The 19,578-nt window shown below is 60.5% G+C and carries 14 protein-coding genes; 8 read left to right on the forward strand and 6 right to left on the reverse strand.

Annotated features, from left to right (window positions below):
• Nucleotides 1-130: 130 nt before the first annotated feature.
• From FFS08_RS22435 to FFS08_RS22445, 3 genes are all read right to left on the reverse strand, one after another.
• On the reverse strand, nucleotides 131-2,584 hold the full coding sequence (locus FFS08_RS22435; protein WP_137864897.1) for a strawberry notch-like NTP hydrolase domain-containing protein: 2,454 nt from the start codon (nucleotides 2,582-2,584) through the stop codon (nucleotides 131-133).
• Between the two features lie 75 nt (nucleotides 2,585-2,659).
• The gene (locus tag FFS08_RS22440) at nucleotides 2,660-3,505 is read right to left on the reverse strand and encodes a DUF7146 domain-containing protein (protein ID WP_070936344.1); all 846 of its coding nucleotides are present in this window, start codon (nucleotides 3,503-3,505) and stop codon (nucleotides 2,660-2,662) included.
• A gap of 164 nt (nucleotides 3,506-3,669) precedes the next feature.
• Nucleotides 3,670-4,974, reverse strand: a complete 1,305-nt coding sequence (locus FFS08_RS22445) for a replication protein RepA (protein WP_062787891.1) — start codon at nucleotides 4,972-4,974, stop codon at nucleotides 3,670-3,672.
• Between the two features lie 542 nt (nucleotides 4,975-5,516).
• On the opposite strand from FFS08_RS22445, the gene FFS08_RS22450 reads away from it, so the two are divergent.
• Together FFS08_RS22450 and FFS08_RS22455 are read left to right on the forward strand one after the other, a co-directional pair.
• A complete protein-coding gene (locus FFS08_RS22450) occupies nucleotides 5,517-6,719 on the forward strand; it encodes an AAA family ATPase (RefSeq protein WP_062787893.1) in 1,203 nt (400 codons plus the stop codon).
• A 259-nt stretch (nucleotides 6,720-6,978) separates the two neighbouring features.
• The gene (locus FFS08_RS22455) at nucleotides 6,979-7,962 is read left to right on the forward strand and encodes a ParB/RepB/Spo0J family partition protein (RefSeq protein WP_030092784.1); all 984 of its coding nucleotides are present in this window, start codon (nucleotides 6,979-6,981) and stop codon (nucleotides 7,960-7,962) included.
• Nucleotides 7,963-8,008: 46 nt separating this feature from the next.
• Here FFS08_RS22455 and FFS08_RS22460 read toward each other — a convergent pair whose 3' ends face one another.
• Nucleotides 8,009-8,959 carry a hypothetical protein gene (locus tag FFS08_RS22460; RefSeq protein WP_051743944.1) on the reverse strand — a complete coding sequence of 317 codons (951 nt, stop codon included), beginning with the start codon at nucleotides 8,957-8,959 and terminating at the stop codon, nucleotides 8,009-8,011.
• Nucleotides 8,960-9,120: 161 nt separating this feature from the next.
• On the opposite strand from FFS08_RS22460, the gene FFS08_RS22465 reads away from it, so the two are divergent.
• Complete coding sequence (locus FFS08_RS22465) at nucleotides 9,121-10,359, forward strand: site-specific integrase (protein ID WP_013039113.1); 1,239 nt, start codon at nucleotides 9,121-9,123, stop codon at nucleotides 10,357-10,359.
• 314 nt (nucleotides 10,360-10,673) lie between these two features.
• Here the strand turns inward: FFS08_RS22465 and FFS08_RS22470 are convergent, their stop codons facing one another.
• Nucleotides 10,674-11,552: an AAA family ATPase gene (locus FFS08_RS22470; protein WP_009824028.1), complete on the reverse strand. Its 879-nt coding sequence runs from the start codon at nucleotides 11,550-11,552 to the stop codon at nucleotides 10,674-10,676.
• Nucleotides 11,479-12,879 carry a TnsB C-terminal domain-containing protein gene (locus FFS08_RS22475; protein ID WP_004212864.1) on the reverse strand — a complete coding sequence of 467 codons (1,401 nt, stop codon included), beginning with the start codon at nucleotides 12,877-12,879 and terminating at the stop codon, nucleotides 11,479-11,481. The genes FFS08_RS22470 and FFS08_RS22475 overlap by 74 nt, the downstream gene beginning before the upstream one ends.
• Before the next feature lie 191 nt (nucleotides 12,880-13,070).
• Between FFS08_RS22475 and FFS08_RS22480 the strand changes: the two genes are divergently transcribed.
• The 5 genes from FFS08_RS22480 (at nucleotide 13,071) to FFS08_RS22500 (ending at nucleotide 19,575) form a co-directional block, all read left to right on the forward strand.
• A complete protein-coding gene (locus FFS08_RS22480) occupies nucleotides 13,071-13,643 on the forward strand; it encodes a recombinase family protein (RefSeq protein WP_009824027.1) in 573 nt (190 codons plus the stop codon).
• 259 nt (nucleotides 13,644-13,902) lie between these two features.
• Nucleotides 13,903-14,193 carry a type II toxin-antitoxin system RelE/ParE family toxin gene (locus FFS08_RS22485; RefSeq protein WP_137864896.1) on the forward strand — a complete coding sequence of 97 codons (291 nt, stop codon included), beginning with the start codon at nucleotides 13,903-13,905 and terminating at the stop codon, nucleotides 14,191-14,193.
• A 33-nt stretch (nucleotides 14,194-14,226) separates the two neighbouring features.
• On the forward strand, nucleotides 14,227-14,535 hold the full coding sequence (locus tag FFS08_RS22490; RefSeq protein WP_502702069.1) for a HigA family addiction module antitoxin: 309 nt from the start codon (nucleotides 14,227-14,229) through the stop codon (nucleotides 14,533-14,535).
• Between the two features lie 55 nt (nucleotides 14,536-14,590).
• Nucleotides 14,591-16,642 (forward strand): site-specific DNA-methyltransferase, encoded by a 2,052-nt coding sequence (locus FFS08_RS24270; protein ID WP_137864894.1) that lies wholly within the window; start codon nucleotides 14,591-14,593, stop codon nucleotides 16,640-16,642.
• The gene (locus FFS08_RS22500) at nucleotides 16,639-19,575 is read left to right on the forward strand and encodes a DEAD/DEAH box helicase family protein (protein WP_249341275.1); all 2,937 of its coding nucleotides are present in this window, start codon (nucleotides 16,639-16,641) and stop codon (nucleotides 19,573-19,575) included. Before FFS08_RS24270 ends, FFS08_RS22500 begins: the two co-directional genes overlap by 4 nt.
• Nucleotides 19,576-19,578: the final 3 nt, after the last annotated feature.

The following is a 19,578-nucleotide window of genomic DNA, read 5'->3' on the forward strand; positions in this document are numbered from 1 at the left end:
TTGCTGAGGTCGACGGAACCGTAGTTATCTGGAGTGAAATCATGGAAAACCGAAGGAAACCTGCGCCTACCGCCGCCACGCTCGACATAAACTGCGACTGCAAAGAATATGTCTAATGTTGAGCTCAACATTACACGGCTTCACGAGGGCTGAGGTCGATTTCGAGGTCGACGCGCTCATCCGGGCTGAGCATGCCCAATCGCCGGTCGAGGATGGACTCGGCCGTCGTCACCAGTTGAAGCACCACCGACTGGCCCGCCATAAGATGCTCGCCGACCGCGGCGATGACCGTTGGCAGCTTCATCGAAAGCAGCACCTGGCCGAAGAAACGCTGCTTGGTGGACTCGAAGCGCGAGCGGGCCGATGCCTTCGCCCCGCTATTCAAAGTGGTGTTCTCGAGACCATCGACGACGCCGGTGAGTTCCAGGGCTTTTTCCATGTTCCGGTGGATGATGGACCAGGCATTGGCGTAAGTGTCGTAGATCTCGATCTGCGCGGGCGTCAGTTCGTGCCGCAGGATCTCATATTCGACACCGGCGAAGCTCAGCGCTCGCGCCATGTAGAGCCCAGTCGCCTTGAGATCGCGTGCGACCAATTCCATGGCGGCGATCCCGCCCTGGCGAATGCTGGAGATGAATTGCTCGCGATTGGCGAACGCCGTCTCCGGTCCCCAGAGCCCGAGCCGCACGGCATAGGCAAGGTTGTTGACCTCGGACGCCCCCGTCGCAGAGGCGTAGAGGATCCGCGCGGCGGGCAGATGGTTCTGGAGCCGAACGCCGCTGATGCCCTGTTGCGATCCCTCCTTGGCTCCGAGTGCGCCCTCGCCTCCTGCGACACCGCCCATCTCGTGCGCTTCGTCGAAGGCGATGACGCCGTCGAAATCGGCGCCGGCCCAGTCGATGATCTGCTTCAGCCGGCTATGTTCCCCGCGCATCGATCGAAGGGTCGGATAGGTGACCAGAAGGACGCCCTGGTCAAGCCTGATGGGTTCGTCGATCTTCCAGTTCGATATGGGCTGAATGTCACCGGCGAGCCCGCCGAGGGCCGTCCAATCACGGCGAGCATCTTCGAGGAGGGGCGCGTTCTTGGTGACCCAGATATTGCGACGCCGCCCCTGAAGCCAGTTGTCAAGAATGGCGGCCGCGATTTGGCGACCCTTGCCTGCCCCGGTTCCGTCCCCGAGGAAGAAACCCTTTCGGTAGCCGCGGCCCTCCTCCGAGATAACGAGGCCGACACCATCCTTGTCCGGTGCGAAGCGCCCAGGGATCGTCTGAGCCCAGGCATGGCCGGCGTAAACGACGGTTTCGAGCTGGGAGGCCGAGAGCAAACGCTCTGTGACAGTCCGCTCCGGCAGCGAAGGGACGTAATCGGGGATCGGCGCTGGGATTGATCCCATGGCAACGGATTCGACGAGCGCAGTCGGGTGTTCGCCGGCTTTGTCGAAAACCAGGCGGCTTGGCCGATAGGGCAGATAGACGCCGGTCTGTTCGAGCAGCGGCGCCGGGGTTTCGAGCCTGGTGTAAGCAACCGGCAAGACATGGTTGCGCACGGCAGCGTGAAAGGCCCGGGGCATGGGCTTGGCGCTTTTGACCGCTCTGAAGAGCGAGATGCCTCCGCCCCGCTTCGGCGCGGGTGCCGGCTGATCTGCGACAAGGGACAGGCGAGGTGTCACGGTGAGAACGTCGAGCAGTTCCGCGATTGATCCACCCTGGATGACTTCTGGTGCGAGCCTGCCGGCGACCTTGTCGATGACGAAGATTCGCACGTCGATAGACGTGCCGTGTTTGAGATAGCAGCCTTCAAGTCGAACAGAGGCTTGCACTGTCGATCCGCGAAGGACGGTCTCGTAGTGGTCGCGCATTCGGGTGGTCGGTCCGAACCAGTCGGGCATGATGGCAACGAGGCGGCCCCCAGTCTGCAATCGGCGAAGTGCAGCCTGAAGATGCCGAACGGCCGCAAGATCATCGACGCCGCGGCCGAGCGACCGCGAAAACGGCGGATTCATGAGGATCAGGGAAGGACGCGGTGCGTCGCCAAGAGCAGCATCAAGAATCGCCCCATCATGGCCGGTGATCGTTGCGCCGGGGAAAACGCCGTGCAGGCGATCGCGGCGGATCGGATCGAGCTCGTTGAGATGCAGCGATCGATGAGCCCCAAGCTGTGCAACGAGCAAACCGTTGCCGGCGCTGGGCTCGAGAATGACGTCATCCTGCCGGACATCTGCGAGCAGAATCGCGACGGCCGCAATGTCGACAGGAGTCGAGAATTGCTGCCATTCGATCTGGTCTTCGCTCCGCACGGTCTGAGTGGGGAGGCGCTGCGCGAGGTCAATCCGCGCGGCGACATCGGCGAGGCTGGCCAGAGGCGCCAATGATCCACGGAGATGAAGGGCGAGTGCGTGCTCTAGCACCTCGAAGCTTGAGCGCTGCGTCCAGCGTCCTTCGGCATCGGTTCCGCCGAACGCCTGCACCATCGCCCGATTGAGATGTTGACGGGTGACCGGCTCGCCTGACGCCAGTTGGGATAGAAGGATGTGCGCAGCGGCACGGTCGCCGCGCTCGGCGGTCTGAAAAAGGTCGGTCATTTGGGAATCTCCTGCGCGGCTGCATCTGTCGCAGCGACACACCCTCGATCCCCCTCCCCTCTCTCCGCCCCGGGATCAGGTCCGGCAGTGCGCGTCGAGGAACTTTGCCCAATCCTTGAAAGCCGGCGGCGGCGGGTCGCGGCGGATGATGAGCCCGGGACGGGGATATTTCGCTTCGGCGGACGCCGCGGCGCGACGCCCTTCTGGATCATTGTCCTCTGCGATCAGCAGGGTCGTAATGCCGGGTGGAATGACCAGTTGATCGAGCCGCCTGGCGCCAAGTGAGGCCCAGCAGGGGATGTCCTTGATGCGGGTGTAGGCGCCGGCAGTCTCGAAACCTTCGGCGATCGCCAGCGTCTCGCCCCCTGCCCGGCCCCGCCATGCGCCTGTCCCAGGCACGCCGAGCATGACTTTTCGGAGGCACTTCGCTGTCGCAGGGTCGAGAAAGTTGCGCTGGATCGCGACGAGCTGCCGGATCTCGCGAACAGCAATCAGCAAAGCCGGTCGATAAACGGTTTTCGGCTTCGGGAGGTATGGGCAGCGCGAATGGAAGCGCACGTCGGCAGGCGCTGGCAACAAGTTGCGTCGCTCAAGATAGCGCTCGGCCAGCGTCCCTTTGACGCCAATGGCCTGCTCCCAGATGCGCGAGACATTGGCGCTGCCTTGCGGTCGATCCTGTTCCGGTATTGCATAATGTTGGCCGGTTCGAACCCGACGCAATTCCCGCAGAACATCATCGCGTGCGCAACCCGCGAAGCACGTCACCAGAATGCCGCGGTCACCTTGGCGGATCGAAAGACTTGGATCGTTGTCGCCATGTGCCGGGCAACGGGCCATAGCCCTGTAGCCGGTCCAGGTGCCGCCAAGAGCGCCTACGAGGTCAACAAGTTCCTGGGTCGGTCGTTTGGCCGTGAGTGGCATAGGACTACCTCCTGCTCGGTAGCCACATCCCCCCTTCCCTCTTTCAGCGCATGGCGCTGTGACCCGGACCTATCAACGATGAGGGTCGGCGCGCTCACGTTGATCGCTTCATCGGGCACGACTCGGGCTCGTTCGCAGGCGACGAACGGCTCGGACATCATCGGTCAATCGTCAGGCCGGTTCTTCCGCCGATCCGCATATTTGATCACGAAGGCCTCCCAGAGCCGCATCCATTCGGTGTCGGTCCGGGGCCTCTTGATATCGGCGAATCCCTTGCGGAATGCGTTGGCCATATCGTCGACTGACCAAGGATGGCCCTTAGTGAGACCGACACTCCGAAACGCCTGTTCGCGGTCGCCATAGGAAAGCGTTCCCGGCGGGAATGCGTGAAGCGGTTCGTCTGATTTCGCTGCGGGTTTCGTTGCCTGCGGAACGGTGCGAACCGATGATCTCGGTGCCGTTTCGACGCCTGGCGCCCCAACAAGTCGCAAATGGGGTCCGACCAATTTACGCTCCATCGGCGCTGGAGACGGATGAAGGACCACCTTCCTGCCGGAGAGATCGACGTTCGCATTGGGATAAACCGCCGAGACGAGCTGCATCGTCTCCCGCACCGTTTGACGAAAGCGCTTGCTGTCAGCCTCGTTGCCGAGGTGCTTTGCCAGTTGATCCCAAGAAATGATCTGCCCCTTGTCGGAGCCGATCCGTGGGAGGCGATAGGCAAGATAGGTATAGAGATCGAGCGCCGTTGGCGTCCCTTTAAGCTCCCGGATCGCTACTTCGTTTAATGGGACAGCGTGCTCGATAAGGTGACTGTAGAAGACCTCCGACATACGGATTTCCCGCGCGAAGGTGCCGTTCTTGTCGAGTGAACCAGCATATTCATTTGAGATCTTCACATCGCGGACCGCAAAGGCGTTGTCGTCCGTTTCGGTGCCATCCCAGCGAATCTGCCACTCGCACGCCAGCAAGCGGTCGACCTGTTCGCGCATCAGATTTGCGGTGCCACGGGGGCCATAGGACACCGTTTGATAGCCAAGCCGCCGCATCCATTCCGTGAAGTTGCGGCCGAGATAGACGTCGCGCGAACGCTTCATTACCGCCTGTGAAAGCAGATAGATGAGCGCAACCCTGGGATAGGCCCCATATGGAACACCCAGGCTTCTCATGACCGACTTGCCATCGATATTTTGAAGAACCGGCCGAGGGTTGATTGCCAGCGCGTACTTGCCGTCTTCCCGGATAATCGGGAGCGTGTCGTCCTTCGGGCGCTTGGTCGGGAGCGACATGGCGCAAAGCGCGGAATGGAGAAATGCCGGGACAGGCTCTTCGTCGTGGACTCGCAGGAAGGCGTCGAGCGTCAATTGGGTTCCGGCAGTGGAGGCAAGCTTCCGGACATTCTCTGCACCGCCATCGATCATGGCGAGTGCATATTGGTGCCCAATCGGCCTATGCTGATCTCCGTTCATTGTTCCGCCCTTCCCCGAATCTCCGGGGTCTGTGATGGCGCTGTCTCAACAGGTTTGGGTTTCGAAATCAACCCTGTTGGCAGTTTTGGCGGGAAATCAGGGGTGAGAGTTGCAATTCGACCGATGATCTCGGTGCCGCTTTTGCCGAATCGCCCCTTCCCACTTTCAAAAATCGAAATTTTGAAGCCGATTCGCGAATCGGATTGATTCAGGGATTCATGTAATAGGTATGCGCTCCGAGATCATCGGTCTGTTGGCACCGAGATCATTGGTAGGACGCACCGAGATCATCGGAAGGTACTGAGATCATCGGTATTCATCCACAGGGCATCGCTCGGTGCAGCCGGACGCAGCAAGTTTTCGGAAAGCTTGCACCGACTCGGAGATCATCGGTGCGCCTCTACCAGGGCGCATTGGCATTACCTTGAAATCCGAAACGGCTCGGAGATCATCGGTAAAGTTGTAAGTTCGATGGCCAAATCGTTGCTCGAAACTGCCAACGTCGCTATTGTGGGCCATCAAACCCACAAAAGCGGAATCTCATGGCCACTGATCCCACAAATGTCCCCGCCGATGACCTTCTGGAAGGTGGCCTGGATGTGCTTCACCGTAAAGCGCTCACGATCCTCAAGCGGATCCGCGACAGCGCGGTCGATCCAGAGACAGGGCAGAAGCGAGCCCCCACCTTCCCTATCTCCAAGGCTGCATCACTTGTCGGACGCACCGCGTCGGCGATCCGAGAAGCTGAACGCGACGGGCGTTTGCCGGAGCGTGGGCGGACGGCTTCCGGTCATCGCGTCCAATATACGCTCGAAGAACTCGATCATATGCGTGAGGTGTTCGGAACGCGTCCGTGGCGCAGCCCGGAAGATCCACCCGCCATTCTCTCGGTCTGCAATTTCAAGGGCGGTGTCGGCAAGTCCACGATCGCGCTGCACCTGGCTCAGCACTTCGCGATCAACGGCTATCGTGTGCTGTTTATCGACTGCGACAGCCAAGCTTCATCGACAATGATGTTCGGCTACCGACCAGACGTCGATCTGGAGGAGGACGACACGCTCTATGGGCATTTCCATAACCCGGAATTGCTGGGTGTGCGAAAGATCATTCGGAAGACCCACTTCCATGGGCTCGATCTGATCCCTGCGAATTTGCGGCTCTACAATCTCGAATACGAGATCGCCGGCTACCTCGCGCGCAATCAGAACCTGAACATCATCGACCTGATCGCCGAGGCCATCGACTCGGTGGTAGAAGATTACGATGTGGTGATCATGGATCCGCCTCCAGCACTCGGCATGGTCTCCATGGCGGTCCTTCAAGCAGCCAATGCGATGGTGATCCCCGTGCCGCCAAGCCTGGTCGACTTCGCATCGACGGTGTCGTTTATCGACATGGCGAAGACCACGATGAAGCAGCTCGAGCAGCTCGCGGGGAGGGGGCGCCCGGCTTACAATTTCATCCGTCTCGTCGGCAGCCGGGTCGACGACAGCAAGTCGATGCATCGTGAGATACTTTCGATGATGCGGAGCGTTTTCGGAGGCTCAATGTCTTCTTCGGTGATGGTCACCAGTGCGGAGATCGACAATGCCAGCTCGCGGATGAAGACGGTCTTTGAACTGGAAAAGCCCGTCACTTCGCACGAGGTTTACAACCGGTGCATGAGGCATCTGAATGAGGTTTGCCGAGACATCGAAGAAGACGTTTTGCGGACCTGGCCGAGCCGGGCAGGGGGGCAGCTTTGAGCAGCAGTTGCCACGTGGCAACTGCGGGCAATTGTTCGCCGTCTATGGGGCTGAAATCTGCTAAGAATGATGCGTTGTTGCCACGTGGCAACCGAGCAAGGAAAGCGTTTATAAACAGTATCATGAGCCAAATTCCAGGATCAGTTTTCCCTCAGAAAAGGGGAGCCGAAGGCGAGGCGAATTTCGGTTTGTTGCCACGTGGCAACAGACCAACAAATCGGGTCTCCAAGATGCCGGAAATTCGAGTAGGAGCGAGCCGATGACAAAAGGAAATAAGGGCTTCGGCTCGATGTTCACCGAAGGCCTGGATAATGAGGCCGAGCTTGACAATGCGAGCCCCTCGGAAGGGATCATGGCGAGCCGAAGCCAGACCCTGGCGCGGATAGCGAGCGGCAAGACGGTTACCGATCGAACGGAGTGGGTGGACCCGGCTCGTTGCCGTCCCTGGCGGATGCACAATCGCGACCTGGACCATTTGTCCGAAGAGAGCTGTCGCGATCTGATCGACTCCTTTCTCGCGGCGAAGCGGCAGCGCATCCCGGCGATCGTGCGTCGTCTGAAGGACGATCCTGACTACGATTATGAGATCATCGCTGGCGTTCGCCGGTGGTGGACCGTCCAGTGGCTCCGCGAACATCATCATCCAGAATTTGATTATCTCGTCACGATCCAGACCGTCACGGATGAAGAGGCATTCCGGGTTTCGGACGTTGAAAATCGGTCGCGAAAGGACATTTCAGACTGGGAGCGTGCAAAGGAATATGCGCGAGCGCTGTCGGAGTTTTACGAGAACTCCCAGTCCCAGATGGCGGAGCATCTCAACCTCTCGCGGTCATGGCTGAGCCGCCTGCTGGATGTTGCGAGGCTTCCTGAGGAGATCGTGGCGGCATTTTCGGACACCCACGACATTACCGTTCGAGTGGCGCGCGATATCAAACCGCTGACCAGCGAACCGAAAACTCTGAAGCGAATGCGAGACGAGGCCGAGCGCATCGAGGCCGAGCGTAGGAATGGTGGTTCCAGTCTGACCGGACCCGAGGTGGCGAAGCGACTTGTTCGTGCGACCGTTGAGGCAAAGAAGAAGGAGACTGGCGAGCGAGAGATCACGGGCAAAGGCGGAAAGACGATTCTGCGCTATGCCAGTGCCAGAGGTGGGGGGATCACGATCAAGATCGTGCCCCGGACCGGCGCCACGAAGGCCGAGCTCATGAAAGCGATCGAAGAACTGTTGCCGGCGAGCTGAGCAAAACAAGCGAGACGGCGTTTCAGTACGGAGGGCGTCCCGGTCGCTATTCGGCCCGCAGCCGGCGCTGCGCGGCAGGCGTGGTGGGCAGCGCCGCGAGGAGCTTTCGGGCACCCTGAGGTGTCACAGACAGCAGCTTCGAAACGGAGGATGCCTGGAGCCCTGGATAGGCGATCAATAGGCGCCCGAGAAGCGGCAGGCGACTTCGCTGAGTTGCACCTAAATTGGTGAGCTTGGCGACGTCATGCTCAATTGCGGAAAGCTCGCGGAGCCCCGCCGCGCTGATCTGCCCGATCTCCTTAGCGAGGAACCCGGTCAGCGCGGCAGGGGAAGGGGGCATGAACTTGGGGAGCGGCACCAGTGAGGGGATGATGCGGCTCGTGAAGCCAGCGCGGTAGAGCATGCGAGGAAGAGCGGTCGCGACGAGCCAGTTGCGATCGCGGCAGCGGGGAGGAAGCTCCAACGAGCGTCCGTCGATCGCAACAACCTCCGAGGCGCCGACCGGAAGACGCTCGGTCATTTCGGCAAGAGCGAACACGCGCTCGGCGATGGACCGGAGATCGGCGACGGGGAAGGGTGCATCCGCCGCAGACTTCACCTGACGCCAGAGCGGGCCGAAGTGTGCGAGATCGTCTCCACCATAGCGCTCAGCCTCTGCACGGTCGTCGAGGATGGTTCGGAGAGCATTGAGGGATGCGCGGCCAACCGGGTCTCTGACATCCTCGTCCCGACTTAGTGCGAGGTGGAAAATGGACGCCACCGATATCGGATCGTTGAGACCTTCGGAGGCGCGGGGAGGGGCGCTTCGCCCCGCGATCCAATCCTGCAGGTCGCCGACAGCGATCGGCACGCCGGCGAGACCTGCTAACGCCGCGGCGCCGTGAAGGCGCGATCGCGCAAGGAAAATGTCGGCGCTTGTACTATGATGAAGCCGGCCGTCGAGCCGGCCGAGCAGCAACATTGGGTCATTTGCGCGGCGGTCGACGATCTCCTGCATCGCTCTTACGCTTAGCGCGTGAGGAAACCAAAGTCAGCAGTTGGTTTCGCCTCATGCTATCGTCGAAAAGTTCATATGCGATAATTGCACTTATCACATAAGCAGATTTGACCGTTCTTTATAAGGTGGGCTACAAGCGCGGCTGAGGAGCGAGGCGCGTCGTGAGCACCGAAACCGCCCGGGAAGGGCCAGAAATCCCCGTAGCGCCGCCTGAGGCTGTCCTGCCGGCCGTCAGGGCGCCGGCCGACCTTGCGTGGACGATCGTGCAGATGCGCGCCGGCGAGCGCATCACCGTCAACGAGGGCCTGATCGCCGCCTATCAGGCCGCTTCATCGCCCCATAGCATCCGTGCGCTCAAGTCCGACGTCGAGGCGTTCGATGCGTGGTGTAGGCGCAACAACCGGATCGCGCTGCCGGCCACGCCCGAGACCGTGGCCGATTATCTCGACGCGCGGGCCGGGAAGGGGAGCCGGCCGGCCTCGCTATCCCGCTACAAGGCGTCGATCGCCAAGATCCACCAGCTGCTCGAGCTCAAGGATCCGACGCCGGCGCCGCTGGTGAAGCTGCGGCTCCAGACGGTGCGCCGCGAGAAGGGGGCTGCGCAGAAGCAGGCGCGGCCGCTGCGGTTCAAGGGCCCGGTGCGCGACGTCGAGCGCGACAAGGCGCGGGGGCTCAACATCCGCGCGCTGCTCGAGAGTTGTGGCGAGGATCTGCCGGGGCTGCGTGATCGGGCGCTGCTATCGGCCGCTTATGACACCGGGCTGCGCGCCTCCGAACTGGTGGCGGTCGCCATTGAGCATATTGAGGAGGCGATCGATCCCGAAGCGCGGCTGCTGCAGATTCTGCGTCATAAGGGCGATCAAGACGGGGAGGGGGCGACCGCCTACCTCAGCCCGCGCACCGTCGCGGCGATCGCGGCGTGGACCGAAGCGGCGGGGATCACGACAGGGCCGCTGTTCCGGCGGGTGCAGGTGCGGCGCTACAAGGCGCGGGCAGCCGTGCGCGGTCGGCCGATCGACAGCATCTCGGGCCGGGAGACGTGGGATCTGCGCAAGACGCTGTCCAAGCCGGCGGTGAAGGCGCGCGTCGAATATGACATCGGCACCGTGGCGCTGCACCCGGGCTCGATCGGACCAATCTTTCGGTCGATCATCGGCCGCGCGTTCGACCGTGGCGCGCTGCCCGATTTGACGGCGGACGATCTGGCGCGGTTGCTGAAGGGGATCAGTGCGCACTCGACGCGGATCGGGCTCAATCAGGATCTGTTCGCCAGCGGGGAGGATTTGGCCGGCATCATGGACGCGCTGCGGTGGAAGTCGCCGCGGATGCCGCTCGCTTATAATCGCAATCTCGCGGCAGAGCAGGGGGCGGCGGGGCGCCTTATGGCGAAGATTGGCTAGTCATGACGGCCTAAATAGGTCTTTGGATGATGCCGTGCGACCACACGACGGCGGCAGGTAGATCGAGGGATTTGCGCAGCGGCAAGAACCGGAGAAGGGAGGCTGAGCCCCCGGGGTCTTGAGCTACAACGTTAAGCCTAAGAAACGGGCAGGGGCCTGGTAGCGCGTAGTGTATGAGCGAAGCCACCATCGCTCAAACTCATCAGCACAGTCCAATTTCGAAGAGGAAACAAGAAAGTGGTTCCGGAAACGGTATGGATCTTATCCTGTGTAAACGCTCGCGCTAAATGGCGGCGTTCTGATCGCGCTATTTGTCAGTTGCCGGGTCCGATGACGAGGCAATCGCGCGCGGCCTGAACGATGTCAGCGGTGACCTCCTCGACGCGGTTGAGGGTCATGATCCGCCGCATCTGCGCGAACAGGCGCTCCATGAGCCGGAAGTTGCCGCGCGTGATGCGGATCACGGCTGCCTGCGCTTCGATCGCGTCGAGTTGGGCCGGGTCGAAGCTGATCCCGAAATCGCCGGCGTGGGTCGCGAGCAGCAGCCGCATTTCGGTCTCGGTAAGCGGTTTGAACTCGTGGACGAAGCCGATCCGCGAGTAGAGCTGGGCATAGCGGGCGAGGCGCTTCTCCAAGCCCGGCATACCCATCAGGATCAGCCCGAAGCCGTGGCGATCGGCCATGTCGCGGAGATGTTCGAGCGACTTTATGGTCAGGCGGTCGGCCTCGTCGACGATGACGAGGGGGCAGGCGATGCGGGCGGCGTCATGGGTGATTTCGTCCTGCGAGCCGCCCGCGACCGTCAGCCGGGCATAGCCCAGCTTAATGAGGTTGAGGCCCAACACCGCGTCGATCGTCTTGGGCGTGTTGCTGACCGACACGGTGTAGAAGACGGCGCGGCAGCGAGCGACCTTTTCGCCAAGGAGCGCGGCAATGGGACGGAGCGCGGCATATTCCCCCAGGTCGGGGAAGCTGGAAAACTCGCGCGCCGATCGCGTCTTTCCGACGCCCGGCCGGCCATGACACACGCCGATATAGCGGTAGTGCGCGCAGGCTTCGGCAAACTCGACGAACCGGGCATGTTCGCGGGTCGCCAGGAACGGCTGCTCGACCAGGAACTCAATCGTCAGCGGCGTAGAGCCGGAGCCCTCGGTAGGTGGTGGGCCGGGAAGCCGTATCCTCTTGGTCGCCATCGAAGGTCTCCGTGGGGGCAGGCACCTGCTTGTCGCGCTCCTTCGCGCCGCGCCGGGCGCGCTGGATCGCGCGCAACGACGGGTGCCCAGCGTGCTCGGAGCTGAGCGCACGGCAGACGAACCGGCCCTGGTGGTAGACGTGGATCTCGGTCAGGTCGCGGGGGTCATAGACCGCCTCGACCTGCTCGCCGACGAAGGCCGCGAGCGTGGGTTCGACATAGCGCCTGCCCATCAGACGGATGCCGTCGCGCAGCACTTTACGGGGCTTGGGCACGTGCACGAGCAGCATGTCGAGCTGTTCAAGGCTGTCGGGCATTGCGGGCAGGAACCCGCCCTTCTGCCAGCGCGTGATCGGCGGTTCGCCGGTGCTGCCATGCGGGCGACGATGATAGACGCCGCACACGAACGCCTCGAAGCGGGCGCGCAGCTCGTCGAGCGTGAGCACTGGCGCCGACAGCGGCTTGCCCGCGATCAGGTGGCCGGGCAGGTCGGGCAGGAACATGTCGTTGATGGTGCGGAACAGCCGCTCGATCTTGCCGCGCCCGCGAGGACGCCCCGGCAGCGAATGGATGAGGCGGATTTTGAGGGCGATGCACGCCTGCTCGATATGCTCGGAGATGAAATCCGAGCCGTTGTCGACGTAAAGCTGTTCGGGAATGCCGCTGACGATCCATTCGGGATTGGGCTTGCGCCAGATCGCCTGCCGCAAGGCGAGCGCCGTGTTGAGGGCACTGGGGGCATCGAGGCTGAGGAAGTAACCGGCGATGGCTCGGCTGTGATCGTCAACGATGACGGTCAGCCAAGGACGCACCGGGGTTCCGGCATCATCGAGCACGAGAATGTCGAGAACGGTATGATCGGCCTGCCACATCTCGTTCGAGGTCGCGGCTTCGCGCCGATGCACTAGCTCGTGCTGGTCGCGGTAGACGGCCGGATCGGAGGCTGCGGCGATCTGGCTTGCCGGTATCGCCCTGACGACACGCGCGACGGCCGCATAGCTGGGGGTTCGGTGTCCATGCGCGATGGCGAGTTCCTGCACCTTTCGGTGAATGGCGGCGACCGGGGGTCGCGGGCGCTTGGTGGCGAGAGTGCGGGTCAGTTCGACCAGATGTTCCGGCAGGTGCAGCCTGCCCCGATCGTTGCGCGGCAGACGCGCGAGACCGGCAAGTCCTTCGGCACGGTAGCGCCCGAGCCAGCGCTGCAACGTCCGCTCGCTCAGCGTGCCGGTGCGGGCGAGGTCCGCGAGCGGGATGCCATCGGCGAGGTGCGGTTCAAGGACGCGGTAGCGCTCGATCGCCAGCGGCGGGACAAGCGCCGGATGCGTCACCGCCGACGGTCCGTGTCGCAGGTAAGGAAAACGGAGATTTGCCTGCCCATCGCCATGCGAGTCCGCTCGCGTTGCCAAACCGGCCTGTTCGACGTAAATCTACCCGGTAAAGAAAACTAGGGCAACATAGACCTGCCGATGACGACTTTCTTCCCAAACCGCGCCCGATCGGGGCGCCACCGGCCCTACGCATGAAAATCGGTTACGCCCGCGTATCGACCGCCGAGCAGAACCTGGACCTCCAGCGTGATGCGCTGAAGGCTGCCGGCTGCGAGAAGGTCATCACCGACAAGGCCTCCGGGGCGACTGCCGCTCGCCCTGGATTGGAAAAGGTGAAGGAGCTGCTTCGCGCCGGCGACACACTGGTGGTCTGGCGCCTCGACAGGCTCGGCCGCTCGCTCCGTGATCTGATCGGATGGATGACCTACCTCGACGAGGAAAAGGTCGGGCTGCTGAGCCTGCACGAGGCGATCGACACGACCACCACGTCGGGCAAGCTTACCTTCCACCTGTTCGGGGCATTGGCGGAGTTCGAGCGCAACCTGATCCGCGAGCGGACCCAGGCCGGTCTCACCGCAGCCCGCGCTCGCGGCAAGAAGGGTGGCCGGCCGGCCGCACTCGGCAAGGACAAGCGCGACCTGCCCGTCAGGCTCTACCACGAGAACACGATGCCGATCGCCAAGATTTGCTCGATGCTCGGCATCTCCAAGCCAAAACTCTACGCCTATGTGCGATCGGCCGAGACCAAGCCGGTAGCCGCGTAGCGACGCTCGCCGACAAATAGCGCGATCAGAATGCCGCCACTTAGCGCGAGCGTTTACAGCTGCACTGCACAATCCGCTGAAACACTAGGGGAATGCGATCCGCTGTCCCGCCGTGGTTGTCAGTAAACTAAACCTTCCATTTGTTTACAACTGCCAAACGTAGGTCAGGCAAGCGCAACTTCAAAAAGGGTATCATATGGCATATATGGTCCGTATTGCGTCACTTGACACCGAACGCTCTTTTTTGATAAACTAAATCATGAAGATCAGAAACGTGGTCCATAAGGGATTGCGACGGCTCATCGAGAAAGATGATGGGAGCGGGCTGCAACCCGCCGTCGTGCCCAAGATACAGCGCATGGTGTCCTTCCTGCAGGATATGGAGCTGGAGGATGAGCTTCGCACCGTGCCGAGCTGGAAGGCGCATCAGCTGACCGGCGACCGCAAGGGCACGTGGAGCCTATTCGTCACGAAAAACTGGCGGATGACGTTTCGGATCGACCAGGACGAAATCGAGATCATCGACCTCGATTATGAAGATTATCATTAGGAGGTGGCTATGAACGCTATCACTGGCATTCGGATGAAGAACCCCGCCCATCCCGGCGGCTTCATCAAGCATGAAATCATCGAGCCGCTCGGCCTGTCGGTCACGAGCGCGGCCGAGGTGCTGGGCGTGACGCGAGCGACGCTTTCGACGCTGCTCAATGAGCGCGCGCATCTGTCGTCGGAAATGGCACTGCGCATCGAGAAGGCCTTCGGCGTTCCGATGGACACCCTGATGCGGATGCAGAACAGCTACGACATTGCCCAGGCCCGTAAGCGGGAAGGGGAAATCAAGGTCGCGCCTTTCAAAGGCAAGCCGCTCGATCCGCAGCCAGCATTGATCTGACCTAACCACGATTTACGACAACACCGCGCGACCAAAGCGGGCAGGGGGATATTGAATGAAGAGTTTGCTTGAACAACTTCCGTCTATTGTGGCGGAGGGCAAGCGTGAAGCCGAGCGGGTGATCGAGCGCGCTGAAAGCAACTATCGTCTAGGTCTTCATACTCGTGAGCTGGTCGTACCCTCGAAAGACAGCAACTGGCGCGATTTGCTCAAGGAAGCCGACAAGCCGGTAACAACGGAAAATGCGGGCGAGCTTAGCCGCCTGATATATGGCGACAATCTACTCGCCGTTGCCGCTCTTCTGTCCGGCTCTGACAATCAGCGATCCATTCGGGGACGGGTGGATCTGATATACATAGACCCACCTTTCGACAGCAAGATGGATTACCGAACCAAAATCAATATCTTGGGCGGCGATTTTCATCAAAAGCCCACTGCGATTGAACAGTTTGCCTACTCGGATACATGGCACGATGGAACGAAGTCTTATCTGGAGTCACTTGTTCCGCTTCTTTATATTTTGAAAGAATGCCTTTCCCCTAGAGGTAGTATTTATATCCACCTTGGAAAGACTGTCTCAAATTACGTCAAGGTCGTTGCCGATACCGTGTTCGGCGCGGACAACTTTCACAATGAAATCACATGGAAACGGTCGCACGCACACGGCGACACCGGGCAGGGTGCGAAACACTACGGGCGCGTGACGGAATCTATTTTCTTATACTCTAAGGGCAGCCCGATCTGGAATCCGGCATATACGGCATATACGCCTGAGATTCTTGCTCGCGACTATAAGTACGTCGATGCGGAAACTGGCGAGAAATATCGTTTGATGCCTGTCGATGGCCCAGGCGGTGCTGCAAAGGGCAATCCGTTTTACGAGTTTCTCGGTGTAAAGGGATATTGGCGCTACTCAGAAACGAAGATGAAAGAGCTTCATGAAGCCGGTGAGATAGTATTATCGTCAACGGGAAAGTCTCTTAGCCGTAAGAAGTTTTTGCGTGACGCGAAGGGCACGCCCGTCACTGAGCTGTGGGACGATGTGAACCGCATCAGTCCAACGTCGAAAGAGCGGCTGAACTATCCCACACAAAAGCCCGAGGCTCTTCTTGAGCGCATTATTTCTACGTCGTCGGAGCCTGGCTCTCTCGTGCTAGATTGCTTTGTGGGCTCCGGTACAACGGCGGCCGTGGCGGAGCGGCTTGGCCGTAAGTGGATAGCTACAGATTTGGGCAAACCTGCCTGCATGGTCGCGCGTAAGCGCCTGATCGACCAAGAAGCCAAGCCGTTCTTGTATCAGCACATTGGGGATTATCAGGTCGAACAAATGCGCTCCACGATGGGCGCGAAGTTTCGAATTGGCGATCTCGCTGAAATCGTTCTCGGCCTCTTCGGGGCGCTTCCGCTGCCGGTGGAAGAGAACCCTAACAAGAACATGGGACGGCTTCACGGCAGCAAGACGCTCGTGCTCGCGGATAGCCCTAACAAGATGACCGGCCTCGCCACGTTGCGTCGCGCGATCGAAATCCGTGACAACCTCATGGGGGGCTGGGATAAGGTCATCATTCTGGGGTGGAATTTCTCGCCGACCATCGGTCACGATATCGAAGCCCTGGGGCAGGGCGACCGCCTTGAAGTGCTGGTGATCCCGCCCGATCTGCTCGACCGGCTCAAGAAGAAGGGTCACAAGCTCAAGGCCGACGAAGTCCGGTTTTCGTCCCTGCAATATCTCAAGCTGGGCGAAGTCAAGCGTGAGCAGTCAGGGGAGGGCGAGGCCCTGTCAGTTGACATTGCCAACTATGTCCTTCTGTCGCCGGAAGCCCTCAACCTGGACGATTCCAATCGCGATAAGCTGCAGAAGGTCATTAACGCCGACCCTATGGCATTGATCGAATATTGGAGCGTCGATCCCGACTATGACGGCGAGGTGTTCCGTTCGGTTTGGCAAGATTATCGCGGCAATACCGAGAATGACGATGATCCCTATCGGGTCATCACCAAGGCCCGGCTAACCGGCCTTCCGAAGAAGGAAGGCAAGCGCCGCGTCTGCGTGCGCGTCGTCGATGTGTTCGGCTTTGAAGCCGAAGCAACGGTCGAGGTGGCATGATGGCGAGCATCAACAATCTGACCCTCGCCAAGGGGCTGACCGCCAAGGTCGAAGAGGCCTGTGTCGGTCTGGAAAATGGCGACGCGCCGATCTTGGATCAGGTGTCGGAGATGACGGCCGAGCTGCTCAAATGGTGGTTTCAGGCGGAATTTCAGGATGCCCGCCAATTCAACTTCCATCCTGGACAACGCCAAGCCCTGCTGAATGTCATCTATGCCCATGAGGTGCTGGGCATCAATTCGCTGCAAGACCTCTACCAGGTCGCCGCGCCGGACGTGATGCTGGCCAGCGCCCGCGATTCCGAAGTGATCCGCGCGCCAAAGAACGCCTATCCGAAATATTGCCTGAAAATGGCGACGGGAACCGGCAAAACATGGGTGCTGCAGGCGCTCATGGTTTGGCAGATTTTGAATGCCAACCGCGCGCCGGACAGCGGCCGCTACACCAAGAATTTCCTCGTCGTGGCTCCCGGCCTGATCGTCTATGATCGCCTGCTCGATGCGTTCATGGGGAAAGAGCGCGACGGCAAGCGCGATTTCACGATCTCTGACCTGGCCATTTTCCAGGAACTATTCATCCCCGATGCTCATCGGGACGAGGTGTTCCGGTTCGTGCAAGGCGCCGTGTGCGCCAAGGAAGACATTGGCCGGAAGGTCACAGCGGGCGGCATCATTGCGATCTCCAACTGGCATGTTCTCTCGGAAGAGGGCGAACCGCTCGAAGATGAAGATATCGACGCGCCGGGGCGGGCAGCCGACCCGAAAACAGTCGTCCAGAGCATTCTACCGCTGACACCTGGGACAAACGCGGGCAACGACCTCAATGTGCTCAACCGGCGCTTCGAGCGCGGCGGCATCCTTTCCTACCTCAAGGATTTGCCCGCGCTGATGGTCTTCAATGACGAAGCGCATCATATCCATGAGTTCAAGCGGGAAGGCGAGGTGACGGAGGTTGAATGGCAGAAAAGCCTTAACCTGATCGCGGAGCCGAAGGCGAGCCGGTTCGTCCAAGTGGACTTTTCCGCCACGCCTTACAATGAGGTGGGCACGGGCAAAAACTCCCGCAAATCCTACTTCCCGCATATCGTCGTCGATTTCGATCTCAAGACCGCCATGCGGGCAGGGCTGGTCAAATCGCTCGTGCTCGACAAGCGATCTGAAATCGGCGCGCTCAGCAACGATGAGCTGGATTTCAAAGCCGACCGCGACGAGAACGGCAACCCGATGTTGTCGGAAGGTCAGCGTATCATGTTGCGCGCTGGCCTTACCAAGCTGCGGAAGCTGGAAGCCGATTTCGCGGCTCTCGCGCCTGAAAAGCACCCGAAAATGCTGGTCGTCTGCGAAGACACCACGGTCACGCCTCTTGTTGCGGAGTTCATGCAACTCGAAGGCTTGTCCGATGACGAGGTGCTGCGGGTTGATTCCAACCGAAAGGGCGAGCTGAAACCCGACGAATGGAAGGTGCTGCGCGAGCGGCTATTCGACGTTGACCGGCACCAATCTCCCCGCGTGATCGTCAGCGTCCTGATGCTGCGCGAAGGCTTCGACGTGAACAATATCTGCGTCATCGTTCCTTTGCGTGCGTCAGGTGCCGGCATTCTCCTTGAACAGACCATCGGTCGCGGCCTGCGCCTGATGTGGCGCGGCAACGAATACGACGATATCAAACGGGAAAACCGGCAGCTTATCCGCACCGGCAAGACTCCAAACAACATGATCGACATTCTGTCGATTGTCGAACATCCGGCCTTCCAGAGTTTCTACGAGGAACTGATCCAGGAAGGCCTGGCGGCCGAGGCGGATGACGAGGACGACACCAACACTACGTCCACCGGCGACCTTATGTCGGTCGGCCTGCGACCTGGGTTTGAAGAGTATGATTTTGCGATTCCCTTCATCCTGCGCGAGCAGGTGGAGGAACTAGAAGATACGCAGATTGAGCCGTCCGCGCTTGCTCCCTTCGGCGCGTTTAACCTCAATCAGCTTAAAAGCCAGCTCGGTCACGGCGAAAAATTCCACTCGGAAGACGTGCAGGCAAAAACCCGGTTCGGCGACTACCGCGTGCATGGCGGTGTCATGACCGCAACGGGCTATAACGATTACTTGGCGCGCATCACGCGCCGCATTACGGAAGCGGTGACCCTGACCGATACTACGGCCAGCTCCAAGGCCTTCGCCAACGCCAGCAAGTTCCCCTATATCCAGATCAATCGCGCCGAGCTTGCCGAAGGAATCGACCGCTTCGTAAGGCAGTACCTGTTCAAGCAGGATTTCGAGCCGCTGCATGACGAGAATTGGCGCGTGCTGCTGCTCGATCCGGTGACGGAACATATCATCAAGGTGTGGGCGCGCGCGATCCTTGAAGCCGAGGAAAGCGTGATCGTCGCTGATGCCGAGGTCGCGCATCGTCGGCTGTCGGAAGTTCCCAAGCTCGCCATGCGCGCCGGGTCTTCACTTGCCGTCGATAAAGCCATTTACGAGCGGCTGCCTTATCCATCACGCAACGGCGGCCTGGAACAGGCCTTCATGGAAACCTGCGAGCGGGACGCAAGCGTTGACGCCTTTTGTAAGATCAACGAGCAAAAGCATACCTTCGCGCGCCTCCGCTATATCAAAGAAGACGGTCTTCCGGCGTTCTACTCGCCGGATTTCTTTGTTAGGGCTGACGGAGCCATCTACTTGGTCGAAACAAAGGCTCAGGGGCAGCTTTCCAGTCCCAACGTCCTGCGGAAGCGACGGGCAGCCGTCGCATGGTGCGACCGTATCAATGCACTGGCTCCCGAACAGCGTAGCAATGCCGACTGGCATTATGTGCTTCTCGGCGAAGAAACATTCTATAACTGGCGGGACAAGGGCGGCTCGGTCGCCGAACTCCTAGCCTATTCACGCCTGCGCCCTGTCGAAGACAAGGGACAGGCCAAGTTTGTGTTCTAGGGG

It is taken from the genome of Sphingomonas sp. 1F27F7B, assembly GCF_005503355.1.
Classification (GTDB): domain Bacteria; phylum Pseudomonadota; class Alphaproteobacteria; order Sphingomonadales; family Sphingomonadaceae; genus Sphingomonas.